Annotated in this window: 19 protein-coding genes and 2 pseudogenes; 10 read left to right on the top strand and 11 right to left on the bottom strand. The window is 42.1% G+C overall.

Features of this window, described 5'->3' with window-relative positions:
• Positions 1 to 208: 208 nt before the first annotated feature.
• The 6 genes from pilM (at position 209) to cobD (ending at position 7,528) form a co-directional block, all read left to right on the top strand.
• Entirely contained in the window at positions 209 to 1,300 is a 1,092-nt protein-coding gene (gene pilM / locus H6G57_RS24450; RefSeq protein ID WP_190523386.1) for a type IV pilus biogenesis protein PilM, read from the top strand.
• A 49-nt stretch (positions 1,301 to 1,349) separates the two neighbouring features.
• Positions 1,350 to 2,177, top strand: coding sequence for a PilN domain-containing protein (locus H6G57_RS24445; RefSeq protein ID WP_190523443.1), 828 nt, complete (start codon positions 1,350 to 1,352; stop codon positions 2,175 to 2,177).
• Positions 2,174 to 2,971, top strand: a complete 798-nt coding sequence (locus H6G57_RS24440; protein ID WP_190523384.1) for a pilus assembly protein PilO — start codon at positions 2,174 to 2,176, stop codon at positions 2,969 to 2,971. The genes H6G57_RS24445 and H6G57_RS24440 overlap by 4 nt, the downstream gene beginning before the upstream one ends.
• A gap of 193 nt (positions 2,972 to 3,164) precedes the next feature.
• On the top strand, positions 3,165 to 5,504 hold the full coding sequence (locus tag H6G57_RS24435; RefSeq protein WP_190523382.1) for an AMIN domain-containing protein: 2,340 nt from the start codon (positions 3,165 to 3,167) through the stop codon (positions 5,502 to 5,504).
• Between the two features lie 629 nt (positions 5,505 to 6,133).
• Positions 6,134 to 6,418 (top strand): HU family DNA-binding protein, encoded by a 285-nt coding sequence (locus H6G57_RS24430; protein ID WP_072718207.1) that lies wholly within the window; start codon positions 6,134 to 6,136, stop codon positions 6,416 to 6,418.
• A 9-nt stretch (positions 6,419 to 6,427) separates the two neighbouring features.
• Positions 6,428 to 7,528, top strand: a complete 1,101-nt coding sequence (gene cobD, locus H6G57_RS24425; protein ID WP_190523381.1) for a threonine-phosphate decarboxylase CobD — start codon at positions 6,428 to 6,430, stop codon at positions 7,526 to 7,528.
• A gap of 134 nt (positions 7,529 to 7,662) precedes the next feature.
• On the opposite strand, the gene H6G57_RS24420 is transcribed toward cobD, so the two are convergent.
• The 3 genes from H6G57_RS24420 to H6G57_RS24410 all read right to left on the bottom strand — a co-directional run bounded on the left by H6G57_RS24420 (position 7,663) and on the right by H6G57_RS24410 (position 9,107).
• On the bottom strand, positions 7,663 to 7,911 hold the full coding sequence (locus H6G57_RS24420) for a hypothetical protein (protein WP_190523379.1): 249 nt from the start codon (positions 7,909 to 7,911) through the stop codon (positions 7,663 to 7,665).
• A 281-nt stretch (positions 7,912 to 8,192) separates the two neighbouring features.
• Positions 8,193 to 8,810 (bottom strand): hypothetical protein, encoded by a 618-nt coding sequence (locus H6G57_RS24415; RefSeq protein ID WP_190523377.1) that lies wholly within the window; start codon positions 8,808 to 8,810, stop codon positions 8,193 to 8,195.
• Between the two features lie 48 nt (positions 8,811 to 8,858).
• On the bottom strand, positions 8,859 to 9,107 hold the full coding sequence (locus tag H6G57_RS24410; RefSeq protein WP_190523374.1) for a TIGR02450 family Trp-rich protein: 249 nt from the start codon (positions 9,105 to 9,107) through the stop codon (positions 8,859 to 8,861).
• 158 nt (positions 9,108 to 9,265) lie between these two features.
• Here H6G57_RS24410 and petE point away from each other — a divergent pair, with 158 nt between their 5' ends.
• Positions 9,266 to 9,673, top strand: a complete 408-nt coding sequence (gene petE / locus H6G57_RS24405; RefSeq protein ID WP_190523373.1) for a plastocyanin — start codon at positions 9,266 to 9,268, stop codon at positions 9,671 to 9,673.
• 196 nt (positions 9,674 to 9,869) lie between these two features.
• On the opposite strand, the gene psbV2 is transcribed toward petE, so the two are convergent.
• From psbV2 to accD, 4 genes are all read right to left on the bottom strand, one after another.
• Entirely contained in the window at positions 9,870 to 10,385 is a 516-nt protein-coding gene (gene psbV2 / locus H6G57_RS24400; RefSeq protein ID WP_190523371.1) for a photosystem II cytochrome PsbV2, read from the bottom strand.
• 173 nt (positions 10,386 to 10,558) lie between these two features.
• The gene (gene psbV, locus H6G57_RS24395; protein ID WP_072718195.1) at positions 10,559 to 11,050 is read right to left on the bottom strand and encodes a photosystem II cytochrome c-550; all 492 of its coding nucleotides are present in this window, start codon (positions 11,048 to 11,050) and stop codon (positions 10,559 to 10,561) included.
• Between the two features lie 209 nt (positions 11,051 to 11,259).
• Complete coding sequence (locus H6G57_RS24390) at positions 11,260 to 11,463, bottom strand: translation initiation factor IF-2 (protein WP_190523369.1); 204 nt, start codon at positions 11,461 to 11,463, stop codon at positions 11,260 to 11,262.
• Positions 11,464 to 11,624: 161 nt separating this feature from the next.
• Positions 11,625 to 12,587: an acetyl-CoA carboxylase, carboxyltransferase subunit beta gene (gene accD / locus H6G57_RS24385; RefSeq protein WP_190523367.1), complete on the bottom strand. Its 963-nt coding sequence runs from the start codon at positions 12,585 to 12,587 to the stop codon at positions 11,625 to 11,627.
• Positions 12,588 to 13,403: 816 nt separating this feature from the next.
• Here accD and ltrA point away from each other — a divergent pair.
• Positions 13,404 to 15,135, top strand: a pseudogene (gene ltrA / locus H6G57_RS24380) (group II intron reverse transcriptase/maturase).
• A 94-nt stretch (positions 15,136 to 15,229) separates the two neighbouring features.
• Here ltrA and H6G57_RS24375 read toward each other — a convergent pair.
• Genes H6G57_RS24375 through H6G57_RS24365 form a run of 3 tightly spaced genes read right to left on the bottom strand, consistent with a single transcriptional unit; the run spans position 15,230 to position 16,617 of the window.
• Positions 15,230 to 15,451, bottom strand: a complete 222-nt coding sequence (locus tag H6G57_RS24375) for a hypothetical protein (protein WP_186440306.1) — start codon at positions 15,449 to 15,451, stop codon at positions 15,230 to 15,232.
• Positions 15,452 to 15,506: 55 nt separating this feature from the next.
• A complete protein-coding gene (locus tag H6G57_RS24370) occupies positions 15,507 to 16,322 on the bottom strand; it encodes an A24 family peptidase (RefSeq protein ID WP_190523365.1) in 816 nt (271 codons plus the stop codon).
• A gap of 31 nt (positions 16,323 to 16,353) precedes the next feature.
• The gene (locus tag H6G57_RS24365) at positions 16,354 to 16,617 is read right to left on the bottom strand and encodes a hypothetical protein (protein WP_309236034.1); all 264 of its coding nucleotides are present in this window, start codon (positions 16,615 to 16,617) and stop codon (positions 16,354 to 16,356) included.
• A 90-nt stretch (positions 16,618 to 16,707) separates the two neighbouring features.
• Here H6G57_RS24365 and H6G57_RS24360 point away from each other — a divergent pair, with 90 nt between their 5' ends.
• On the top strand, positions 16,708 to 17,505 hold the full coding sequence (locus H6G57_RS24360; RefSeq protein WP_190523363.1) for an HAD family hydrolase: 798 nt from the start codon (positions 16,708 to 16,710) through the stop codon (positions 17,503 to 17,505).
• A gap of 231 nt (positions 17,506 to 17,736) precedes the next feature.
• Here the strand turns inward: H6G57_RS24360 and H6G57_RS24355 are convergent, their stop codons facing one another.
• Positions 17,737 to 21,183: a CHAT domain-containing protein gene (locus H6G57_RS24355; protein ID WP_190523361.1), complete on the bottom strand. Its 3,447-nt coding sequence runs from the start codon at positions 21,181 to 21,183 to the stop codon at positions 17,737 to 17,739.
• A gap of 318 nt (positions 21,184 to 21,501) precedes the next feature.
• On the opposite strand from H6G57_RS24355, the pseudogene H6G57_RS29220 reads away from it, so the two are divergent.
• Positions 21,502 to 21,624, top strand: a pseudogene (locus H6G57_RS29220) (ISAs1 family transposase); the annotation flags it as partial.

The following is a 21,624-nucleotide window of genomic DNA, read 5'->3' as shown; positions in this document are numbered from 1 at the left end:
GAGATGTTTACTTTGATCTAAGAAAACATAAATTGAACCCAAACGGATCGATTTTTAGAAAAAAAATAATAATAAAACTCGGACAGTGAGGACGAACAGACAAGGTAAGATGGGGAGATCTAATTATCTCTGTGTCCCAGAATCGGAAATTTTAACGTTCTGGGTACAGGTCAGCTAAAATACGGAATCGATCAATAAAACGACAACTATGGTTAGTTTCTTAAAAGGACTCTTTTCTAAGCGTAAGCCCGGAGTGGGAATTGAGTTAGCCACAGAACGAATTAATCTGGTGGAAATGCGGAAAAAAGGTCAGCAATTACAGCTAGTCACCTTGGCTACAATTCCAGTTCCCGAAGGCGTTGTTCAAGATGGCCAAATTGTAGATACTCCAGCAATGGCAGAGTTAATTCAGGCGGCAATTACCGATAACAATATTAAAGCCAAAACCGTGGGTACATCTATCCCCGGACGGGAAGCGGTAACGCGGATTATTCCGGTTCCGGCTGACCTCAGTGATGATGAACTTAAAGACTATATGAACGCAGAAGCGGGATTATATTTACCATTTCCCCGGGAAGAAGCTGATGTAGATTATCAAAAATTAGGGCGATTTGTCGATGAAGATGGCATCGAAAAAGTCCAAGTTTTATTAGTTGCTGCTCGTAAAGAAGTCACCGATACTTATGTTGAAACTTTTGCTCAAGCGGGTTTAAAGGTTACGGTTTTAGAGGTGAGTAATTTTTCTTTAATTCGTACCTTAAAAAATCAATTAGAGCAGTTTTCCTCCACCGAAGCTGCTATTATTGCCGATATTGAATTTGATAGCACTGAATTAGCGATTGTTGTGGATGGGATTCCTCAATTTAACCGCACCATTCCCATCGGATTATATCAAGTTCAAAGTGCCTTAAACAGTGCCATGAATTTACCTCCTTCGAGGGATGTCAGTGAACTCCAGGCCATGACCCTTCCGGTGACTGATACAATGGGAGCATTAAACGATCCCAATCCGGGGACGAATGCCATCATTAAGGTTTTTGCTGAATTAGCCGATGAACTGCGTCGCTCCGTTGATTTTTATATTAATCAAAGTGACGGCCTGGAAATGGCACAATTATTGTTAATGGGGCCAGGAGCCGCCATTGGACAACTGGATGAGTTTTTCATGCAACGGTTAGCAATGCCTGCGACGCAAGTTGATCCCATTGAATCCCTCTCTATTGCCTTTGAACGGGAAATTCCCCCAGAACAACGTGCTAGTTTAGGAGTGGCATTAGGTTTAGGAATGCGGATGCTTTAAACCCTGATTAGTGAGCCATCAACCGTCAACCGTCAACCGCCAACTAATTATGTATAACTTAGATATCAACTTTTTGAATGATCGACCTGATCTATTAGAACGAGAAGTTCGACGACAGGATGCTCCCACCCAAAATATTGACCAGACTCCAATTTTAATCGGTGCTGGGGTCGCTTTAGCTCTGAATGCCATTGTCGGAGGAGCTTGGTTTATTTTTCATCAACAAAATACTGACCTAACCAAAGAACGTGATGCTCTTGTTGCTACATTAGGACAAAAAACGTCGGAGGTGGAAGCTTTAGATAAAATTAATGCAGAAACCGCTCAAGCCAATAAAGAAGCCGATGCCTTAGCGACGGTATTTAATCAAATCAAACCCTGGTCAGCACTTACCCTAGAATTAGGGGAATTGATGCAAGTCGCCGGGGTGAGAATTCTCAATATTGAACAGACCGAACCCGACACAGCTACAGCCGCCGCCCCTGCTCCATCTCCCAGTCCCGCAGCAGATCAAGCCGCCGCCCCTCCACCGGAACCCAAAACGGCTCAATTAAAAATTTCAGGAGTAGCAAATACTTACACTCAAATTAATGATTTTGTATTATTACTCAATCAATCTCCCTTTTTTAATGGGGAAAAAACAAAATTAATTGAGGCTAAATTAGAAGAAAACCCCACTCAATTAGTCGCTAAATCCCCGGATGCAGATAGTGGTACTGCCAAACCTCAGTTACAACCTGTGGTCAAGTATACCATTGAAACCTACCTCAGTCTAGCAACCGCCTCGGAGTTGTTACCTCAACTGCAAAAAAATGGGGCGTTAGGACTGGTTAATCGGATTAAAACCCTTGAGGAAAAAGGAGTGATTAAAAAATGACCGTAGCCAATGAATTTATTCAAGATGTTGACGGGGAAGGCGGTGGGCCAGTTATATTTGGCATTGCCTTAACACCCAAAATCATGGGAATTGGTGCCGGAGTTGTGGGGGCAATTCTAGCAGGGTTCTTAATCTATCAATTCCTTCTTCCCACCTTAGCGGAAGGTCAAGCTTTACGAGAGGAAATTAAAACCAAACAAGATGAAATTGAGAAACAAGATCAGCGTTTGCGGGAACGGGCTAAAGCCGAAAAAGAGTTAGCAGATGCTAAAGTTCGTCGATCTACTGTTACCGCTTTATTTGCCGATGAAACCAGTTTAGAAACCCTGTTATTTGATCTTAACGAACAGATTAATAAAATTAATGCGGGGATCATTGATGATAGCAAAAGAGCGAAACTTTCTTTGTTCACACCTGTTGTATTAGACAAACCAGAAGCAGAGATTGTCAATGATGGAACTTTAGGGCCAGATGTCAATGGCAAACTCAGAAGACGTGCTTATAAAGTAGAGTTTGAAGGCAGTTTTGATCAAACCTTAAAGTTTTTAGCTTCCTTAGAACGGTTACAACCTTTGTTAGTAGTCAGAGGTTTAAAATCTTCCTTGAAGGATCAAACTCAAACCATTGAGGGAGAATATCGACAAGGGAAATTTGTTCCCTCGGTCAATCAACCCCAAAGACGGTTAAAAACAGCCTTTGAATTACAAGTCTTACTTCCTTTGAGTCCAGAACAAGCTAAAGCAGCCGTTGCAGCTTCTCAACCTGCCGAAACTCCGGCTGAACCGCCAAAATAGTTGGAATTTTGGCCTAAGTTGGTATATGGTAACAGGATAGCGGAAGATGAGGGGAGACGGGGAGACGGGGGGACAAGGGGACGGGGGGACAAGGGGACGGGGGGACAAGGGGACGGGGGGACAAGGGGAAATCATTGAAACCTGGAACCTGGAACCTGGAACCTGAAACTTGATATTGTGTTGAGGAGGAAACGTGAAACAGCTTCAAGGAATTGGTGCAGGACTATTAACCAGTGCTGCGATCGCCATTGTGGCGCAGACCCCAGCATTTGCACAAACCCAAGTTCAAGATGTGCGACTGGTAGAAATGAACGGGGAAGTGGGTTTACTGTTAATGACAAAAGGGGGAGAGCGACCGGAAGTATTTGTCGTCCGACGGGGAAATGATTTTGTTGCCGATATTATTAATACGCAACTTCCCGGCCAAAAACAAAACTTTCAACAAAATAATCCCATTCCGGGTATTGCTTCGGTCGTCGTCACCCAACTTGATCCCACCAGTGTCCGGGTGATTGTGAGTGGGGTCAATAGTACCCCCGAAGCCCGAATTCTCCAAGGAGGTAGAGAAGGGATTGTAATTAGTCTGGGTACGGCATCCGGTGCTGTGGCTCAAGTTCCGAATCAAGCCGTAACCCCACCTCCTCCCCCTCCTGGATCTACTGCCCAGCCTGCCCCTAGAGGTTCTCAACCAGTATTGATTCCTGATCCTCAAATCACCATTGATGGTCGAAACGTTCCCCAGGGAGCACCTCGCCCCGTTGATGCGGCTCCACCTTTTCTTCCCCGTGCTGTAGCACCCCCAGTTGGAGATATTGCTGTTTCTAATATTAATCCCACCACAACTTCGACGATTCGTTTAGAGAATGGTCAACGCATTCCGCGTTTAGTGTTGCGAGATGCCCCAGTGCGTGATGTACTAGCATTATTAGCCCGAACGGCCGGATTAAATATTGCTTTTTTAGATGGAGCGTCTGAACAATCAGGACAACCAGCCCCAGGAGGAACTTCAACAGGGAACGGACAAAAAATTTCTCTCGATATTGAAAACGAGTCCGTTGAAGATGTATTTAACTATGTTTTACGGTTAAGTGGGTTAGAAGCCAACCGCAACGGAAATACTATTTTTATTGGGTCAAGACTGCCCAATTCGGCGAGAAATGTCGTGGTTCGTTCCTTCCGTCTCAACCAAGTTAACGCAGAAACCGCAGCCGGGTTCTTGGTCAGTATGGGAGCAGAACGTTCAATTACCCGTGAACAACAGATAACTCAATCAAACTCAGTCAATATTCCGGGGAGTACCCAAGCGTTAACCACAACGGATACAAGAGTAACAACGGTTGTAGAAACCCTACGAATTGAAACCCAAGACTCAACTCCATTATTGCGAGGACTGCAAGTTTTAGTCGATGAACGGCTTAATAGTGTGACCTTAGTGGGCAGTCCTAACATTGTAGAATTAGCCTCGGCTCAACTGGTACAACTGGATCTGCGTCAGCGTCAAGTCGCCGTTAACGTGAAAGTCATTGACGTGAATTTAAGTGGAGAAGAAGCCGCCAGTAGTAGTTTCTCCTTTGGGATTAACGATACCTTCTTTGTCAATGATGGGGGTGCTGCAACGGTTAATTTTGGTGGTTATAATCCCCCGAACAGTGCAACGACCCGAACGGGCATCAATGCTCGACCGATTGTTCCAAATCCCATTAGTGCTGAAGATCCGTTCTACGATCCGAATCAATTGTCTGTTACTCCTTTAACGGCGCCGGGAGGGGGGATTGGTTTAGAACCAATTGCACCGGTATCAGAACGGACGAATCAAGTCGGGATTTCTGAGTATGAACCCTTTACCCGAAATTTAGAAACTGGGGCACTTGATGCTTTAGGGACAGTTACTAATAGTGTTTTTCCCTACTTCCAATATCCTCGGCGATTTCTCTCGACTTTAACGGCTCAAATTATTAGTGGGAATGCCAAGATTTTGACCGATCCAACCTTAGTGGTTCAAGAGGGAGAAAGTGCTGCGGTTGCTTTAGTGGAAGAGGTTGTCAAATCGGCAACAACAACAACGACCGCAACCGTATCAGGAACGATCAGCAGTCAGAATTTCCAGTTCCAAGATGTGGGCTTAACTCTATCTATTGATGTGGAACGAATTGATGATAATGGATTTGTGACCCTGCGAGTCCGACCGACTGTTAGCGCCCCTGGAGATCGGGTGAATAGTGCGGATCAAAGTTTTGCCCTTCAGATTCTCAGACGCACGGTAGACTCTGGGAATATTCGCTTACGGGATGGTCAGACTCTGATTGTTTCGGGGATTATTCAGGAACAAGAACGGTCTAATGTCAGCAAAATTCCACTGTTAGGAGATTTACCTATTATTGGTTCATTGTTCCGTCGAACCAATAAGGATAATCAACGGGCGGAAGTGATTGTGTTAGTTACGCCTCAAATTTTGGATGACAGCGATCGCAATCCCTACGGTTATGAATATAACCCCAGTCCCGATGCTTTACGGATGATGAGAGGACGTTAAACTAAGGTTTGACTGTTGACCCTTGAGGGCGAGGAAACCTCGCCCCTACTTCCCCGGCTCTTCCTGCTACTCTTGTAAATAGTTAAAATCTCTATAAATTATTGGTTTAAGTCTTCCCTATTCCCTAAACAACCCTTAGAATAAATCATTGCAAATTAGGTTCTGTAGGGATCGCAGCGTTTAGAAATTAAAAATTTTTTGCCAAGATTTACCCTACAGGAAAGACTTTGCAGTTTTTTGGGGTAGGGAGGGGAAACCCAAAGTCCGTCAACTTAAGCCGAAAACCCGTGATTACAGCTTTGATCAGATCCCCCTAAATCCCCCCTTCGGCAGGCTCAGGGCATAGCCTTAAAAAGGGGGACTTTGATCTCCTGTTCCCCCCTTGGTAAGGGGGGTTAGGGGGGATCATTGACTGGGGATCAGATAGCGCGTGAATTGGGGTTTGAGTGACTACTTTTAGCGCGATTGTTGACACGGATGGGGGAAACCCTGCCCCAACGGGGTCAGATAGGGTTAGGGGTAGCCAGTTGGGGTGCTACACCTGCCTATAGCTGTTCCCTGAACTTCACGGCTTTTGACAGGTTATGCTGTTGATTGCTTTATGCCAATCTTAAGGAGTAGAAACTCAGATGAACAAAGGTGAATTAGTGGATGCCGTAGCAGAACGGGCCAGTGTAACCAAAAAACAAGCTGATGCGGTGTTGACGGCAGCTTTAGATACGATCATGGAAGCAGTTTCCAATGACGACAAAGTGACACTGGTTGGCTTTGGTTCCTTTGAGTCACGGGAACGAAAAGCTCGTGAAGGCCGTAACCCGAAAACGGGTGAAAAGATGGAAATTCCAGCCACGAAAGTTCCTGCTTTTTCGGCCGGGAAACTATTCAAAGAAAAAGTTGCTCATAACGAGGATTAATTTCTAGGCGTGGAAGCAACCCATTCACCCCAACATGGGGGAAATTTAATCTGGGCCGCAACCGTAGCCGACTGTTCTCCCTCGGATATTCTGGATTTTTCTGCCAGTATTAATCCTTGGGGGCCGCCTTTATCTGCTCTGAGTGCCATTCATCGCCACCTCAACGATTTGAATGCTTATCCTAATCCTGATTATGGAGAATTGAGAGCAGCGATCGCCGTTGCGGTCAATGATGCAATGGCCCATGAGTCCCTAGAGGTGGATTGGATTTTACCCGGAAATGGAGTCGCAGAATTACTCACCTGGGCAGGACGGGAACTCGCGCAGTTAGATGCGACTTATTTACTCACTCCTGCCTTTGGGGACTATAAGCGGACGCTCAACGCTTTTGATGGAACTGTGATCGAGTGTCCGCTTTCGATGGCTTCTATAGAGTCAGAGTTCTCTCTCCCTCAACCTTCTAATTCTCGCTCAGGTTTATTAATTAATAACCCCCATAACCCGACGGGAAAATTATTTTCTGCTCAGGGGTTATTAGAATTATTAGAACAGTTTGCGTTGGTGGTGGTTGATGAAGCCTTTATGGATTTTTTACTTCCTCGTCAACAGCAAAGTTTAATGTCTTGGGTGAAGGAATTTGAGAATTTAGTGATTTTGCGATCGCTGACCAAATTTTATAGTTTACCGGGGCTGCGGTTAGGATATGCGATCGCCCATCCCCAACGGTTAAAAAAATGGCAAGGCTGGCGTGATCCTTGGCCTGTGAATAGTTTAGCAGTGGCAGCCGGAATTGCTGTTTTACAAGATACAGAATTTCAGGAACAAACCTGGCGTTGGTTAGAAGAAACTCGCCCCAAACTTTATCAAGATTTAGCGAATATACCCGGATTAAAACCTTTTAAAAGTGTGGCTAATTTTATTTTAGTCGAGTCAGATTATTCTGTTTCTCAATTGCAATTAAAGTTATTAAAAAATCATCAAATTTTAATTCGAGATTGTTTGAGTTTTCCCAGTTTAGGCGATCGCTATTTTCGAGTAGCAGTTAAAACAGAAGCTCAAAATCAACGATTAATTCAAGCCTTAACAACGGTTTGTTTAGAGGAAAATTGATAGATAATTTGTGTTCAAAACTGTAGAGACGTTGTATGCAACGTCTCTACAGAGGGTTTAGGGAATTTATGTAACATCTATTGAGAAACCCAGTTTCTGATAGCGATCGCATTCTCTAAATCACCCTACGGTTTTTAATCTAAATCAACCTTAACTTTAGTTTCATCCCAATTGGTTTCAACTCGCCAGTTTGGAGCTTTATTTTCTTGGAAATCCGCGTTAATTTGGTCAGCAACTTGATGGAGTTTATCTTGAGATAAACCCTCTTGATTTGAAGTTTCTGGTTGAGATTCATTAATCCCAATACTAACAATTTCTAAAGCGTCACCAGACTGAGAAGATTCATCGGGAGTTGAGGGATGTTTAGTACCGGGTTGAGACATTTTATCACTCCTTTAGAAAAATAGGGGATATTATTCCATTGTAACCTTGAATTGAAAAACTCGTGATGGTGAAACTTAATATGAAATCCCATTATAAGCTGTCACACAGTTAACTGCAAGGACTCTAGCCTACAAAATATCAAATTTAGATGCGTAGCATCTGTAGCAAACATTTAGGGATGGAATATAACTTTTGTCCAGAACTTTCAGAAAATTAGATAATATTAGAAAACCTTAATTAAATTAAATCAATTAATGACCAGAAAAAAATTAATTCGTCATTAAAAGGGTAAATCTTCTTCAAATTCTGGCGTATTTTCTAAAGGTTTAGCTTGGGAATCAATAAACGATTCAGCTTGTTTAATTTTGTCAAACAAGGAAGCACGAGATTGTTGTCGTTTTTGAATTAATTTATCAATATTATATTTTACCCTTAATTGTTCTCGTTGATCTTTCGGTAAAGGTTCATAATCAGGAAGAAAATCCTTGGCGGTGACCAGGGGAACTCTAGGGCCTAATTTCTCAATTGGCATTCGAGGAAGACGATCTAAAAAATAATCTCGTCTGTTTCTAATTTGTTCAGATTTATTCTGAATTTCCGTTACAATTGCGATAATTTGACTCAAATGATGGCTAGATAAAGCCAACTGAATATCAAGGCTTTCAATAGGTAATCCCAAAGCTTGAATTTGTTGTAAAATTTCTGGAGGAATATGATCCAAATTAGGCGGATTAACCGTTGTCTTTAACGTGATTAAAGCTTGAGTTAATTGGGTTTCAATTTCCTGAATCATTTCTCGGTTTTGATCGGATGAAACCGGATTCTGTAATAAATATTGTAGCTGTTGAGTTGCTTGTTGCAACAGTTCCAGGGTCGTTTGCAGGTGGGGAGCATTCATGAGACAATCTTAACAAGAGGACAGCTAGAGTTCGGGATGGTTAATGTTTTAGAGTGATTCAATCTCTTCAAGTTCCTGTGTAGATTGCCATCCCGGTTGCCAAAGAGAACGATCTTTAAGTTGTTGAGCATTTAACCAAAATCTGACCGTTGGATCACAAGAGGCTACCAATTCAGCAAAGACCCATTTCCCTTGATTTTTCCGGTTAACAACTTGAAAATGTCGCCACCCCCAAGTTTCTTGATTGGCTGTCCACTTAGAGCCTAACAGGTAAGGAAATTTTTGCTTTTTGGCCATGTTTGAGAATAGGACATTGAATTATAACTGTGATTCTTGAAAATTGTGACAGATGTGTTAGCCATTTGCCAAGGTCATCGATTAATACGACAGATTGTCATAGTTCGTGGTAAGATGTTGCTCAAAGCTTAGAAAGTTACATTTTATAGAGGCAAGTTATGAATCGGATTGTTTCACTGTCCAAGCGGGTCGCCTTAGTTCTGTCTGTAGCCTTGTTAATGATTAGCACATTTGTTTTTGGCGCTGATCAAGCCTCCGCCAATAGCTATGAGGTTACAATGGGTGCTGGTGGGTTAGCTTTTTCGCCCAAGAAAGTTACCGTTAAACCTGGCGATACTGTTACCTTTAAGGTTGGTATGCTTCCTCCCCATAACGTGGTTTTTGATGCAGATAAATCTGCTGATAAAGACATCGCTAACAGCCTTTCTCATAAGAAACTGGAGAGTGCTTCTGGCAAAACTTTTGATATTACTATTCCCGCTAATGCCCCTGCTGGTGTTTACCCATTCTTCTGTTCACCTCATCGGGGTGCGGGCATGATTGGTGAGCTTGTTGTAACCCAATAATTGGAGTTCAGTAACTCTAATTTTTTAGAATTAATTAATGATCAATTTTGGGTAGTTTTTTGTTAGTGATCAAACGAACAATAAACTACCCACCTGTTTATTGAAGTTTAGCTTGTCATTATTCGTAATTCGTAATTCGTAATTCGTAATTCGTAATTCGTAATTCCCTATTCCCTCTTCAAGTAGCGCTATAGTTTTAGAAAGAAGGAGTTTGCTGATTTTGTTGAACGCCCCAATAAGGAACTTTTTCCGCCGCCCTTAACAAATAAGCTGCCATTTTTTCCGCTTCATCCGTTGACAGCCAATTTTCAGAAACTTCCCGGCACCAATAGTTATAATCTGTACCATCATAACTAACAGGATTTCTAAAATAAGCGACTAAATTATTAAGATTATCACGGCTAGGAGTTGCCCCTTTCAACGCTTCTAAAGAAAGGGATAGGCTGGGATATTGTAAAGTAACGCCCCCAACATGACAATTAACACAATTTTGCTCAAATAATGCCTTCCCTTGGGTGAGGTCGTCCCCGGAAAATTGACGAGTATTACCTTTTCCATCCACCGGAATTTCAACAGGTTGACTCACTTCAAAATAACGCCGAATAAAGGGATCAATTGAGGCGGCTTGGGTCGGTAAACTCCAGCTAAATAAGCTTATCCCTAAAATCAGAATAGTCAATAAAAAATGCACAAAAAGCTTAGAATATCCCATGAATAATGTATTTCCTCTGTTGAGTTCAACATCCTTCTAAAATTTTAGACTTTAGATCTTAGATTGAAGATGATTCCGTGTCGGTTTCTCAACGCTGAGGAGGAAAAATCCAAACACTTGTATCATCCAAAACCTAAAACCTAAAGTCTAAAATTATGAGGTTTTAACTGATATTAGCGGAGGTATTTTCCACCACCCCACTGTTCAGGGCGAACTTTGGGTTCTAATAACAGATATCCAGCTAGATTGTATAAATCCTCATCTTCCAGATTTCGCATGACAACGAAAATATCTGAACTCTTGGTGCTGGGATGTGTTTCTGAAATTTCCTCCAACCCATCATAGGTTTTGGGATTTTTAATAAATGCGATCAGAGCCTCAATATTATCGCGGGAGGGAGACGCACCGGCTAAGGTTGCAGGACTGAGGTTAATATCAGGATTTGTCTTGGTCATTCCCAAAGCATGACATGAGGCACAAGCCTTATTGAATACGCTTTTACCTTTGCTCAGTTGCTTTTCAGTGAGGACAACGGTTTGGCCTTGGTCATTCAGAGGTAAAGTCCGAAGTTCTTTGGTCAATTCTACCGCATTCGCCTGGTTGACAAACAGTTGAAAGGTGAAAAATACAGTGGCTACTGCCAGCCAAAAGTATCTTTTGAGCATGGTTCTCCTTATAGCTAAGTTAGTTATTGAAGGCTTAATACCGTCTTGGCTTTATCCGCTCTTCAGAAGTCAGTTCAGTTTCGGTTCAGATGTTCAATGTACCTGATCCCGGTCATGGGCTGATCATTATTTGTCAATCGTCTATTGTTATTTACCTTTTTTGAGCGTCTGCGAAATATAATTTCACAGATGCTAGTTTCCATACCTGATTAAGGTTGATCAAACTCGGTGAACTCGGACGACTGGCCTAAAGTTCTGATGTAGGACATCAAAGCTTTAGCATCCTCAAGCGCCAAGCGGGTTTGAGGATGTTGATATGAAATGCCCAACTGATCGCACAGCTTGAGTACAGCCTCAACTGAGAGATTGTAATCCTCTGCTATTTCTGTAATTGACAGGTCTGCAAAACCCATGAGTCTAGTTGCTGACAGGTCTTGATCAAAAATTATAGGAACCTTTGGTATCTGTGAAAACAGCCAATTTTCTGTCCTGGGTTTGACTGTTGAGTATTTGTTCCTGCCTATCCTACAACCCCCACCCTTTTTCCTAGCCTGAATGAATCCTCGTCAAAATCTTATACAGACTTCGACGGTGAGATTTCATGGGATAGGTCTACTTCAGGATGGGGAGAGGTGAACGTTTTAACTTCTGGACAGTGGGAAAAAGAGCCCGTATTTTGGGGAGGACGATGGAGACGAATCAGTTGAGCCAGGGTTTTCTTCAGTTGAGTCCGGGGGACAATGGCATCGACAAACCCATAAGACAATAAGTATTCCGAGGTTTGGAAGTCATCGGGTAACTTTTCCCGCAGGGTTTGTTCGATGACTCGTCTTCCCGCAAAACCAATCGTGGCTTTAGGTTCGGCTAAAATCATATCCCCTAACATGGCAAAACTCGCCGTCACCCCGCCCGTGGTCGGATGGGTGAGAACTGGAATATACAGGAGTCGGGATTCTTGATGTCGATGCAACGCAGCCGAGATTTTAGCCATTTGCATCAAGCTCAACATTCCTTCCTGCATCCGTGCCCCACCCGATGCACAGATAATGATCACGGGATAGCGTTCTCTGGTACCGTGTTCAATTAGGCGAGTGAGTTTTTCCCCGACCACAGAACCCATACTCCCACCCATAAACCGGAAATCCATCACGCCGAGGGCAACGGGTTCTCCATCCAGTAACCCAACCCCCGTTTGTACCGCATCGAATAATCCGGTTTTTTCCCGTGTTTCCCGCAGTCGATCACTATAGGATTTGCGATCGCGGAATTTCAGGGGATCAACGGCACACATTTCAGCATCTAGGGGCATCCAGGTATTGGGATCAATCAGTTGCTGAATGCGTTCATCGCTATGCACTTGGAAATGGTGACTACATTCCAAACAAACCATATTATTGGCTTGTAGGTCTTTGGCATACGTTAAAGCATGGCACTGTTCGCACTTAACCCATAACCCATCAGCAATTTCCCGTTCCTGGGGTTCAGGACTGCTCGGTAATGATTTGCGCCGATTTGCGAACCAATCAAATAGAGACATTAAAGATTGTTTTGACCTTTCAGTTTCTAATTTAAAAAATGAGGCGTTTGGAAATTGGGGGATTCCCGTTGGCCCCAGGATTAAATTTTAAATCTTTACTATAATAGAACGATCTGTGCGAAACGTTCCTACCAAAGTTTAGGATAAACCCCAAAACGTAAGCAGGGAGATAGGTTTAGACAATTATTAAGGATATTAAACTAACAATAAGTCCAATCAAGCCTATCTTAACTTTGAAAATGTGACCCTAAAGGAGGGTTAATCTCGGAGTCAATGGTGCGGATTACCAAACATGATATCCAACACCAGAGAGATACGACAACTCCCACAGTGTCAGACTGATTATCAAAACACTGAAGCTGGGAGTAACGGGAAATCGGACATAAATCAAATGTCTAGGTAGTTCCCTAGTCAATTGCCCAAGAATAACGAAAGTAAACACTCGGCTTGAACTGTCGTAACTATTAAGTAGCGAAATTGATTTGATACGCTGCGTTCAAAAGAACAAGGGGAAAAGGTAGAAGGTTTTATACCCTTCTATAAAAAGGCAAGGTTTTAGATCGAAACACTTACTAAGACTCCCGAAAGTACCCCGGCAGATAGAGTGATTCTAAAGGCAATAAACCCATTTTCAAGGAACGTTAAAACCTATATACTCCTACAGAGGTCGAATACTGTCAGGCAGTCACAAATCTAAGGCGTATGTTATGAGGGGGAGAGATGGAGTCAGAAGCTAATGATTGAATGTAATGTTCAATATATGCTGATAGATTCCGGTTTAGTTGTTAGGTAAGGTTTCAATTAGCAGTGAAAACGGTGAAAACGAGTATAACCAAGACTACGGAAGCATGGAATTCTATCAATTGGGCGAAAGTCCAACGGGTAGTATTTAAGCTGCAAAAGAGAATTTACCAGGCATCATTATCGGGACAAAATGCAAAGGCTCGAAAACTTCAAAGACTTCTAGTCAAGTCATATTATGCCAAACTTCTAGCGATTAAAAAGGTAACTCAGGATAATCAAGGCAAGAAAACAGCCGGGGTGGATGGTATTAAATCTATTACACCCAAACAACGGTTAGAACTTACCCAAAATCTGAGTAAATACCAAAAAGCAAAACCACTCCGAAGGAAATGGATACCCAAACCCAACGGGGAAAAACGCCCACTAGGTATACCAACTATAAACGATAGAATCAGGCAAGCTTTGGTTAAATTGTCATTAGAACCCCAATGGGAAGCCAGATTCGAGGGTGAAAGCTATGGGTTCAGACCCGGACGCTCTGCCCATGATGCGATGTCAAGAATCTTCCAAAGCATACACAAAGGAGAATACTATATTCTCGACGCTGACATCTCTAAGTGTTTTGACCAAATTAACCATGAATACCTACTATCCAAAATTGATTGTCCATCAATAATAAAAGCTCAAATCAGACAATGGTTAAAAGCTGGAGTGATGGATAACGGCATATTTGAAGCAACAGAGGCAGGCACACCGCAAGGAGGTGTCATCAGTCCTCTACTCGCTAACATCGCATTGGATGGAATGATTGAGTTAATTAAACACAAATTCCCTAAAAAGAATAGCCGTGTACAGGCTCAAGTCATCAGATATGCCGATGATTTTGTTGTGATCAGTCCACAATTAGAAATCATTCAACAATGCCAAATTGCCTTAGAAGAATGGTTAAAACCTATAGGTTTAGAGCTTAAACCCTCAAAAACCCGAATTGGTCATACACTGAGAGAAATCGAAGTAAACGGCGAAAGGATAAGACCAGGATTCGACTTTATAGGATGGAATTTTCGACAATATCCTGTTGGTATACATCACTCAGGAAAAAATAGAAAATCCGAACCATTAGGATTCAAAACCCTAATAAAACCTAGTAAAAAAGCAATTAAAGCTCACGCGGATAAAGTGAAAGAAGTGATTAAAACCCACAAAACTGCACCTCAATACGCATTAATTGAACGCCTAAATCCAGTCATAAGAGGATGGTGTAACTACCACTCAAAGGTTGTCTCCAAAGAGACATTCTCCTCATTAGACCATATTACATGGCAAAGATTAAGAGCATGGACAGTCAGGAGATGTGGTAAAGCAAGTTATAAGAAGTTAAGTAAATACTTCAAGAAAAACGATAATAGAGCGTGGAATTTTGAAACCAAAGAAGGTTTTAAATTATATACACACGCAGAAACACCTATTACTCGTCATATAACTGTAAGACCTGAAGCATCACCTTATGACGGAAATTGGACGTACTGGAGTACAAGAAAAGGCACATCCTTTGATGTACCCAAACGAGTAGCAATCTTGCTCAAAAAGCAAAAAGGTAAATGTAACTTCTGTGGACAATACTTCACTACAGAAGACATTGCAGAAATCGACCATATTCTTCCCACAATTTTAGGCGGGAAAAACGAATATAAGAACCTGCAACTATTACATCGCCATTGTCACGATATTAAAACGGCAACCGATGGGTCTTACAACTCAAAGGAAAACCGGATGTTCTGATGATAACAGTCAACTAGACTAGGAGCCGTGTGCGGTGAAAGTCGCAAGCACGGTTTTGAATGGGAGTCGGGGGTTGTAAAGCCCCCCTCGACCCCTAATACATCAAATCAATCACGTTAATCTACAGATTCTAATTCTTCCTCAATAGGACTTAATAACAGCAAGGCTGCCCATTGATGTTCTGCTAAAACTTGTAATCCTATGGGGCTACCCATTCCCAGGGAAGAACAGACCCCTAAATCAATCATCCGCGTGGGAATATCCTGAGCTTCTAAGACTTGCTGCATGAGATCCGCTTCCCATCGCAGGGCTGTTGTTTTAATCGTAATCCAAGGCATAGAATGACGGTTGACGATGGTTCACACTCAGCGAGCCGGACGCTCGCCCTTCTGATTAATTAAAGGTTGGGAAAAATAGACTCAGGTAAGCGGATAGGATCGCTTGTCCCCAGAGGGCTGTGATGGCGGTAGCAAGGGCTAGAAAGGGGCCGAAGGGGATAGGTTGACGACGATTGATTAATTTAAGGGCGATGGCGCCTCCTCCAACAATAGCTCCTAATCCACAGGCGATAAATCCAGCCACCAGTAAATATTTCCACCCTAACCAAGCTCCCATCATGGCGGCGAGTTTACTATCTCCAGCCCCCATAGCGGTTTGTCCCATAACCAAGGTTCCGACAAAGGAAATAATATCAAAGAGCCATATTCCTAGAACAGCCCCCAAAATTCCCACCATCAAGCCATGACTCAAGGTTGAGGGTGTTGTTAAGGCTTGGGTGAGTTGAAATCCTAACCCTAATATTAACCCCGACTGGGTGAGAACATTGGGCAGCGTGTAGGTATCTAAATCAATCAACGATAAAGCGATTAACCAACTAAATAAAACCCAATAGCCCACCGTTTGGGTGAAGTTTGGGGAGATTAAAAATATTAATAAAAATAAGAGTCCTGTGGTGGCTTCTACGAGGGGATAACGGATGGAAATGGGGGTATGGCAATGTTTACAGCGTCCCTGAAGCCACAACCAACCGAATACGGGAATATTTTCTGAGGGACTCAACCGTGTTAAACACCGGGGACAGCGAGAGGGAGGATGCAGTATAGATAACCGGGCGGGAATTCGATAGATGACCACGTTGAGAAAACTGCCAATGGATGCTCCAAACGCAAACACAATTAAATAGGCAGGTAAACTCAGTATAATATCCATGTTCAATGCTGACTCCTAACTACTTTTGAAGCTAAAACAAATCGGCTTCAATGCGTTCAAACGGGATAAAATATTCCCCTGGTAGTAAAATCGGTTGACTCGAAAATAATAAGCAACTGCGATAATTACTGGGGTTGACCGCCACTCCCAAGGGTCGTCGCATTCGTTGAGCATGAACTTCTACATAGGCATAATAGAGATGTTTAGCCACCCTGATTAAGTCAGCATCAAGCTGATAGGGAGCCATTGGAGGGTTAAGGAAGGATTCAGTTTCGAGTTGTAAGGCTTGTACCACGATCGCTCCTCAATTACAAATTTTAGAGGAAGAAAACAGCGTTGATTTAATATAAGTTGAGTTGATTCCCAAATTTAAAATTAAAATTTTATGATAAACGATAAACCGACTTTACTCGCACTTGATTTTGATGGGGTTGTTTGTGATGGACTGTTAGAATATTTTGAAACCGCATGGCGCAGCTATTGTCAATTGTGGTCGCCTCCTGATGGGATTTCACCGGAAGCATTAGCCCCGATTTTCTATCGAACTCGCCCTGTGATTGAAATTGGTTGGGAAATGCCAATTTTAATTCGAGCTTTGGTTTTAGGGATTTCGGAATCTGATATTTTACAGAATTGGTCAAGAATTGTTCACCATATTGTTACGGAAGAACAATTAAAAGCGGAGGTGATAGGCCCTCATTTGGATGGAGTTCGAGATCAATGGATTAATCAGGATTTATCCGGTTGGTTAGGATTACATCGATTTTATCCGGGTGTGATAGAACGAATTAAACCCCTAATTGAACAGTCTTTTTTAGTTTATATTATTACGACAAAAGAGGAGCGATTTGTGCGATCGCTTCTCCAACAACAAGGCGTTACAATTCCTGAAGGTCGAATTTTTGGGAAAGGTTATAAACGTCCGAAAGCGCAAATCTTACGCGAATTATTAACAACGGTTGAGCCTACTCCTAATATTTGGTTTATTGAAGATCGGTTACAAACATTATTTGCGGTGCAACAACAACCCGATTTAAACTCAGTGCAATTATTTTTAGCAGATTGGGGTTATAATCTCCAACAAGAACGAGATTTTACGTTAGAATATCCTAGAATTAATTTATTATCTCTGTCTCAATTTAGCCAGGATTTTTCAGATTGGTTGAAAAATGAATCTTTTTAATAAATTAAGAAGCCCTTAACCATCCAAAGTCTGTCAACTTTAAGACTAAAAGTAGGCTTATTACCAAAAGTTTGTTGATTTTTCTAAGCGTCCTAGATCCCCCCTAACCCCCCTTAGAAAGGGGGGAATTAGAGATCAAAGTCCCCCTTTTTAAGGGGGATTTAGGGGGATCTAATCTGGGCTATAATCAGATGTTTTCGGCTGAAATGAAATATTAATTGCTCCAACTGATTAAGCTAAACCTTGAGACAGAAAACCCGCCCAATAGTAGGGACTTGCATAGGGATATTTTACCTCAGAACTATTTTTAGGGTGATTTACTTTTTCTCCTAAGCGCTCTGAAGATTTTTCTGAGATTGAATTTTTTAATCCTTCCAGACTTTGACACTTTCTTAAATCCAGTTGTGCTAATCTTAACGCTTCTGGGCGGGTTTTTCCTTGGTCGAGATATTGATAATATAAAATAGTAAATACCGATGTCGCTTGATCTTCCACCGCCCACAACGTACTCACAACATTTCGCGCCCCTGCTGAGAGGAAACCTGCGGCTAAGGATAGGGGTTCATCGGTAATGGGAGTTAAGGTTAAATTAGTTTCGCAACAGGATAAAAATAAATCTGATAACTCTGGAAACCTTAAGGTAAATATTGTGGCTAAATTTAGTTCGGCTTTATTCGCTAAAACTAATTTACAATTTTCGGGATGATTTAAGTCTGCATTGGCGTGATGACTCGAATGTAACCGTTGCACTTTTTTCGCTAATTTGATATAATTATCTGGAGTAGCTTGTTCCTTTTTGAGATGATATTCTTCAGGAACTTGATAACGTTTTGCTAACTCTTGACATTCTTTTTCTGTATAGAATAAATCTCCGGTAGCATTTTCTACAATTCCTAATTGATGGGGTTTGGGAACTAGATTGCGATCGCTACAATATTTCAAAATTTGACAACTGGGAACCACTCTTAACCGAAAGCGATCACTTAAATATTCCGGTAATTCTGTATTGTTTTCTGACTCGCTATAACTGCTAGAAATCGGCTCACTAAACCCCATTTGACGAGTTTTTGCGGTTTGGGTTTCGCCACTGGGAATAATAGGATTGAGATTCAACGGTAAAGCTGCAAAGGGCATTTGATGGAGATACAAATGGGGAATAATAATTAATTCTTCTATTCCCTGTAAATGTTCCTTAATTAATTGATTAATTTCCAATCTTTGAGCAATTTCACTAAGAAAATTACCCATATTTTGCAGCCATTGATTCTTGTTTTCGACATAAGGTGTTAACCAATTTTGTAAGATCCAATTTTGCAGGGTTTTGTATCCTTGACCGTCGCAGGTGTGGAGGGTTAGGGAGTAAGACCTCTCCCCCGACCCCTCTCCTGCGAGGCGAGGGGAGTTAGAAACAAGTGGGAAGTTAGAAAGCACAGACGAGTCAAATTCTTCCCCCATTCCCTCGCAGGGAAGGGGGGTTAGGGGGGTTAGGTCACTCCGCCGCAACACAAACACAAACGTTTGATCATTGGTACTATAAAAACTAACAATAGCGGTGACATCATCCTGAATTAACTGCTGAATTTCTGCTAACTGAATCACATCGACTTCTATTTGACCCGCTAATACCGGATCATGACTGCGAATTTTTTGCCAAAGCTGCTTTCTTTCCGTTTCTAATTGTTCAATTTCTGCTAAAGTTTCTGGGGAGAGTTGACCAGGTTTTGAGGGATTTTCCGGCGTATTCGGTGGGGGTGTTTGCTCTAACTGATTCATCCGTTGTTTCAAAGCATTATATTCCGCCACCAATTCCGGGGGAACTTCCGCATTGGGATAGAGATCCTTACTCGCAAATAAATCCGCTAACTGCCGACACCGCGATCGCTCTGCGGTCAATAATGCCTGTTGATAATTCCCCAAATTAATATAACATTGAATCGCATTTGCATAAACCCCAATGGCTGCGGCTAAAATCTCTTGACGCTGTTGATCGGTTTGCGCCCGACTGCGACTATTTTCTACTGCTTTCATCGCCCATTCATAGCCCTCCACTCCCCATTCCCAGTTCCCAATTTTAAACCCTAAATCCCCGAAATTGCGTCCAGTTCCTACACAGTCCAGAGGTAATATTTTGGGTTGATGAACTATTAACGCTTGTCGATAACAATGAACAGCCTGACCATACAGGTTTTGTTGTGCTGACCCCTGAACTTCGGAGGCGAGTTGAGAATAGCAATATCCCAGATTATTATTTGTCCCTGCCCATTGTTGGGAGTATGTCTGTTGCTGACAAACGATTAAAGCCTTGTTATAACAAGCGATGGCTGCTTTTAAATTTTCCTCGGTATTTTCTATTGCTGCTAGTCTTAAATAGGCAGTCCCTAGATTATTATTTGTTCCTGCCCAATCTTGGGGGTATGTCTGTTGTTGACAAACTATTAAAGCCTTGTTATAACAAGCAATGGCAGCTTTTAAATTCTTTTGGGTATTTTCTATTGCTGCTAGGTTAGAATAGGCAGTCCCCAGATTATTATTAGTCGTTGCCCAATCTTGGGGGTATGTCTGTTGTTGACAAACGATTAAAGCCTGTTGATAACAAGCGATGGCTGCTTTTAAATTCTTCTTGGTATTTTCTATTGCTGCTAGTCTTAAATAGGCACTCCCCAGATTATTATTTGTCTTTGCCCATTGTTGGGGGTAGGTCTGTTGTTGATAAACTATTAAAGCCTGTTGATAACAAGCGATGGCTGCTTTTAAATTCTTCTCGGTATTTTCTATTGCTGCTAGTCTTAAATAGGCACTCCCCAGATTATTATTTGTTCCTGCCCAATCTTGGGGGTATGTCTGTTGTTGACGAACGATTAAAGCTTTTTCATAACAAGCGATCGCTGCTTTTATATTTTCCTGGGGATTTTCCAGGGCAGCGAGGTCAGAATAGGCAGTCCCCAGATTATTATTAGTCGCTGCCCATTGTTGGGGGTATGTCTGTTGTTGATAAACAATTAAAGCCTGTTGATAACAAGCGATGGCTGCTTTTAAATTCTCCTCGGTATTTTCTATTGCTGCTAGTCTTAAATAGGCAAGCCCCAGATTATTATTGGCTTGCGCCCATAATTCGGATTCTTCCTGATGATAACCCAAGACAAACTCAGATCCCGCAATGGCAATGTTTTGAATATATCTAGGATTTCCCAGAGGAAATTCGCTAATTCTAATACTGATATTTCCGACTAAGGCTACTATCCTTTCTGTTGCTTCTGGGTATTCTTCAATAAATCCCGCATTGACAACTGTTAAGACTTCCGCAAATTGTGGGTTGAGGAGATGGCGGTTATCGGCAAGCAGGGTATTTAATTGTTCAATATTATCTTCATCTTCGGCTTGCAATAATCCTTGAATTAAGGTCATATAATCTTGAAGGGAATATTGATTGGATTGCTCATCGTCCGGGGATGGAGAGGATAACAGCATCATTAATTGTTCTGCGAAGTTTAATAACCATTGGGCGGTTTGTTCCTGTCCGTTTTCCGTTAGGGTTTCTGCGACCATCTTCATCGTTAAGCATAACCCCATATCCACTAATTCAGCATGGTCTTGGAGAATTGTTACCTCCTCTCCGTTGGGACAATCAATCAATAGCTGAATTAAATCACGGTAAGCGGCGAGGCGTTCTTCGTTCATGGGATGCTCCTCTGGGTTAATAATATTGTAGCGTGTGTTAGGGGAATTAGAAACCGGGTTTCTAGTATTATTTTGTTAAATGTAGCCAAAGACCGGGCGGGTTTACTTTCCTATCATTGGTGTTAACTTCAGCCGAAAACCTGTGATTAAAGCCGAGATCAGATCCCCCTAAATCCCCCTTAAAAAGGGGGACTTTGATCTCTCCTGTCCCCCCCTTATTAAGCAGGGCTGTTTCAAAGTCGGGGGGAAAAGAGTAAAGAAAGAGCGATCGCTACCTGATAAAATCAAGAGCGGTCGCTTATTTTTTCTAAAATAAAGATGCTAACAACTTTAATAGAAAAACTGAAAAAAGTCAAGGATTACCGGAAGGCTCAGGGAACAAGGCATCCAATATGGCTAGTATTATTAATAGTCATATTGGGGCTAATGTCGAGGAATTTA

The sequence above is a fragment of the Planktothrix sp. FACHB-1365 genome, assembly GCF_014697575.1.
Taxonomy (GTDB): Bacteria; Cyanobacteriota; Cyanobacteriia; order Cyanobacteriales; family Microcoleaceae; genus Planktothrix.
Note: the sequence above shows the minus strand (reverse complement) of the source record. Positions and strands in the feature narration are given on the sequence as shown.

What these genes read in the sequence shown, in the direction of transcription:
- psbV2 (WP_190523371.1), bottom strand. Translation starts at nt 10,385, where the DNA reads ATGGGATATTCTAAGCTTTTTGTGCATTTTTTATTGACTATTCTGATT.
- H6G57_RS24415 (WP_190523377.1), bottom strand. Translation starts at nt 8,810, where the DNA reads ATGAATGCTCCCCACCTGCAAACGACCCTGGAACTGTTGCAACAAGCA.
- H6G57_RS24430 (WP_072718207.1), top strand. Translation starts at nt 6,134, where the DNA reads ATGAACAAAGGTGAATTAGTGGATGCCGTAGCAGAACGGGCCAGTGTA.
- psbV (WP_072718195.1), bottom strand. Translation starts at nt 11,050, where the DNA reads ATGCTCAAAAGATACTTTTGGCTGGCAGTAGCCACTGTATTTTTCACC.
- H6G57_RS24445 (WP_190523443.1), top strand. Translation starts at nt 1,350, where the DNA reads ATGTATAACTTAGATATCAACTTTTTGAATGATCGACCTGATCTATTA.
- H6G57_RS24440 (WP_190523384.1), top strand. Translation starts at nt 2,174, where the DNA reads ATGACCGTAGCCAATGAATTTATTCAAGATGTTGACGGGGAAGGCGGT.
- H6G57_RS24410 (WP_190523374.1), bottom strand. Translation starts at nt 9,107, where the DNA reads ATGGCCAAAAAGCAAAAATTTCCTTACCTGTTAGGCTCTAAGTGGACA.
- H6G57_RS24420 (WP_190523379.1), bottom strand. Translation starts at nt 7,911, where the DNA reads ATGTCTCAACCCGGTACTAAACATCCCTCAACTCCCGATGAATCTTCT.
- petE (WP_190523373.1), top strand. Translation starts at nt 9,266, where the DNA reads ATGAATCGGATTGTTTCACTGTCCAAGCGGGTCGCCTTAGTTCTGTCT.
- H6G57_RS24355 (WP_190523361.1), bottom strand. Translation starts at nt 21,183, where the DNA reads ATGAACGAAGAACGCCTCGCCGCTTACCGTGATTTAATTCAGCTATTG.
- pilM (WP_190523386.1), top strand. Translation starts at nt 209, where the DNA reads ATGGTTAGTTTCTTAAAAGGACTCTTTTCTAAGCGTAAGCCCGGAGTG.
- H6G57_RS24360 (WP_190523363.1), top strand. Translation starts at nt 16,708, where the DNA reads ATGATAAACGATAAACCGACTTTACTCGCACTTGATTTTGATGGGGTT.
- accD (WP_190523367.1), bottom strand. Translation starts at nt 12,587, where the DNA reads ATGTCTCTATTTGATTGGTTCGCAAATCGGCGCAAATCATTACCGAGC.
- H6G57_RS24375 (WP_186440306.1), bottom strand. Translation starts at nt 15,451, where the DNA reads ATGCCTTGGATTACGATTAAAACAACAGCCCTGCGATGGGAAGCGGAT.
- H6G57_RS24370 (WP_190523365.1), bottom strand. Translation starts at nt 16,322, where the DNA reads ATGGATATTATACTGAGTTTACCTGCCTATTTAATTGTGTTTGCGTTT.
- H6G57_RS24390 (WP_190523369.1), bottom strand. Translation starts at nt 11,463, where the DNA reads ATGGGTTTTGCAGACCTGTCAATTACAGAAATAGCAGAGGATTACAAT.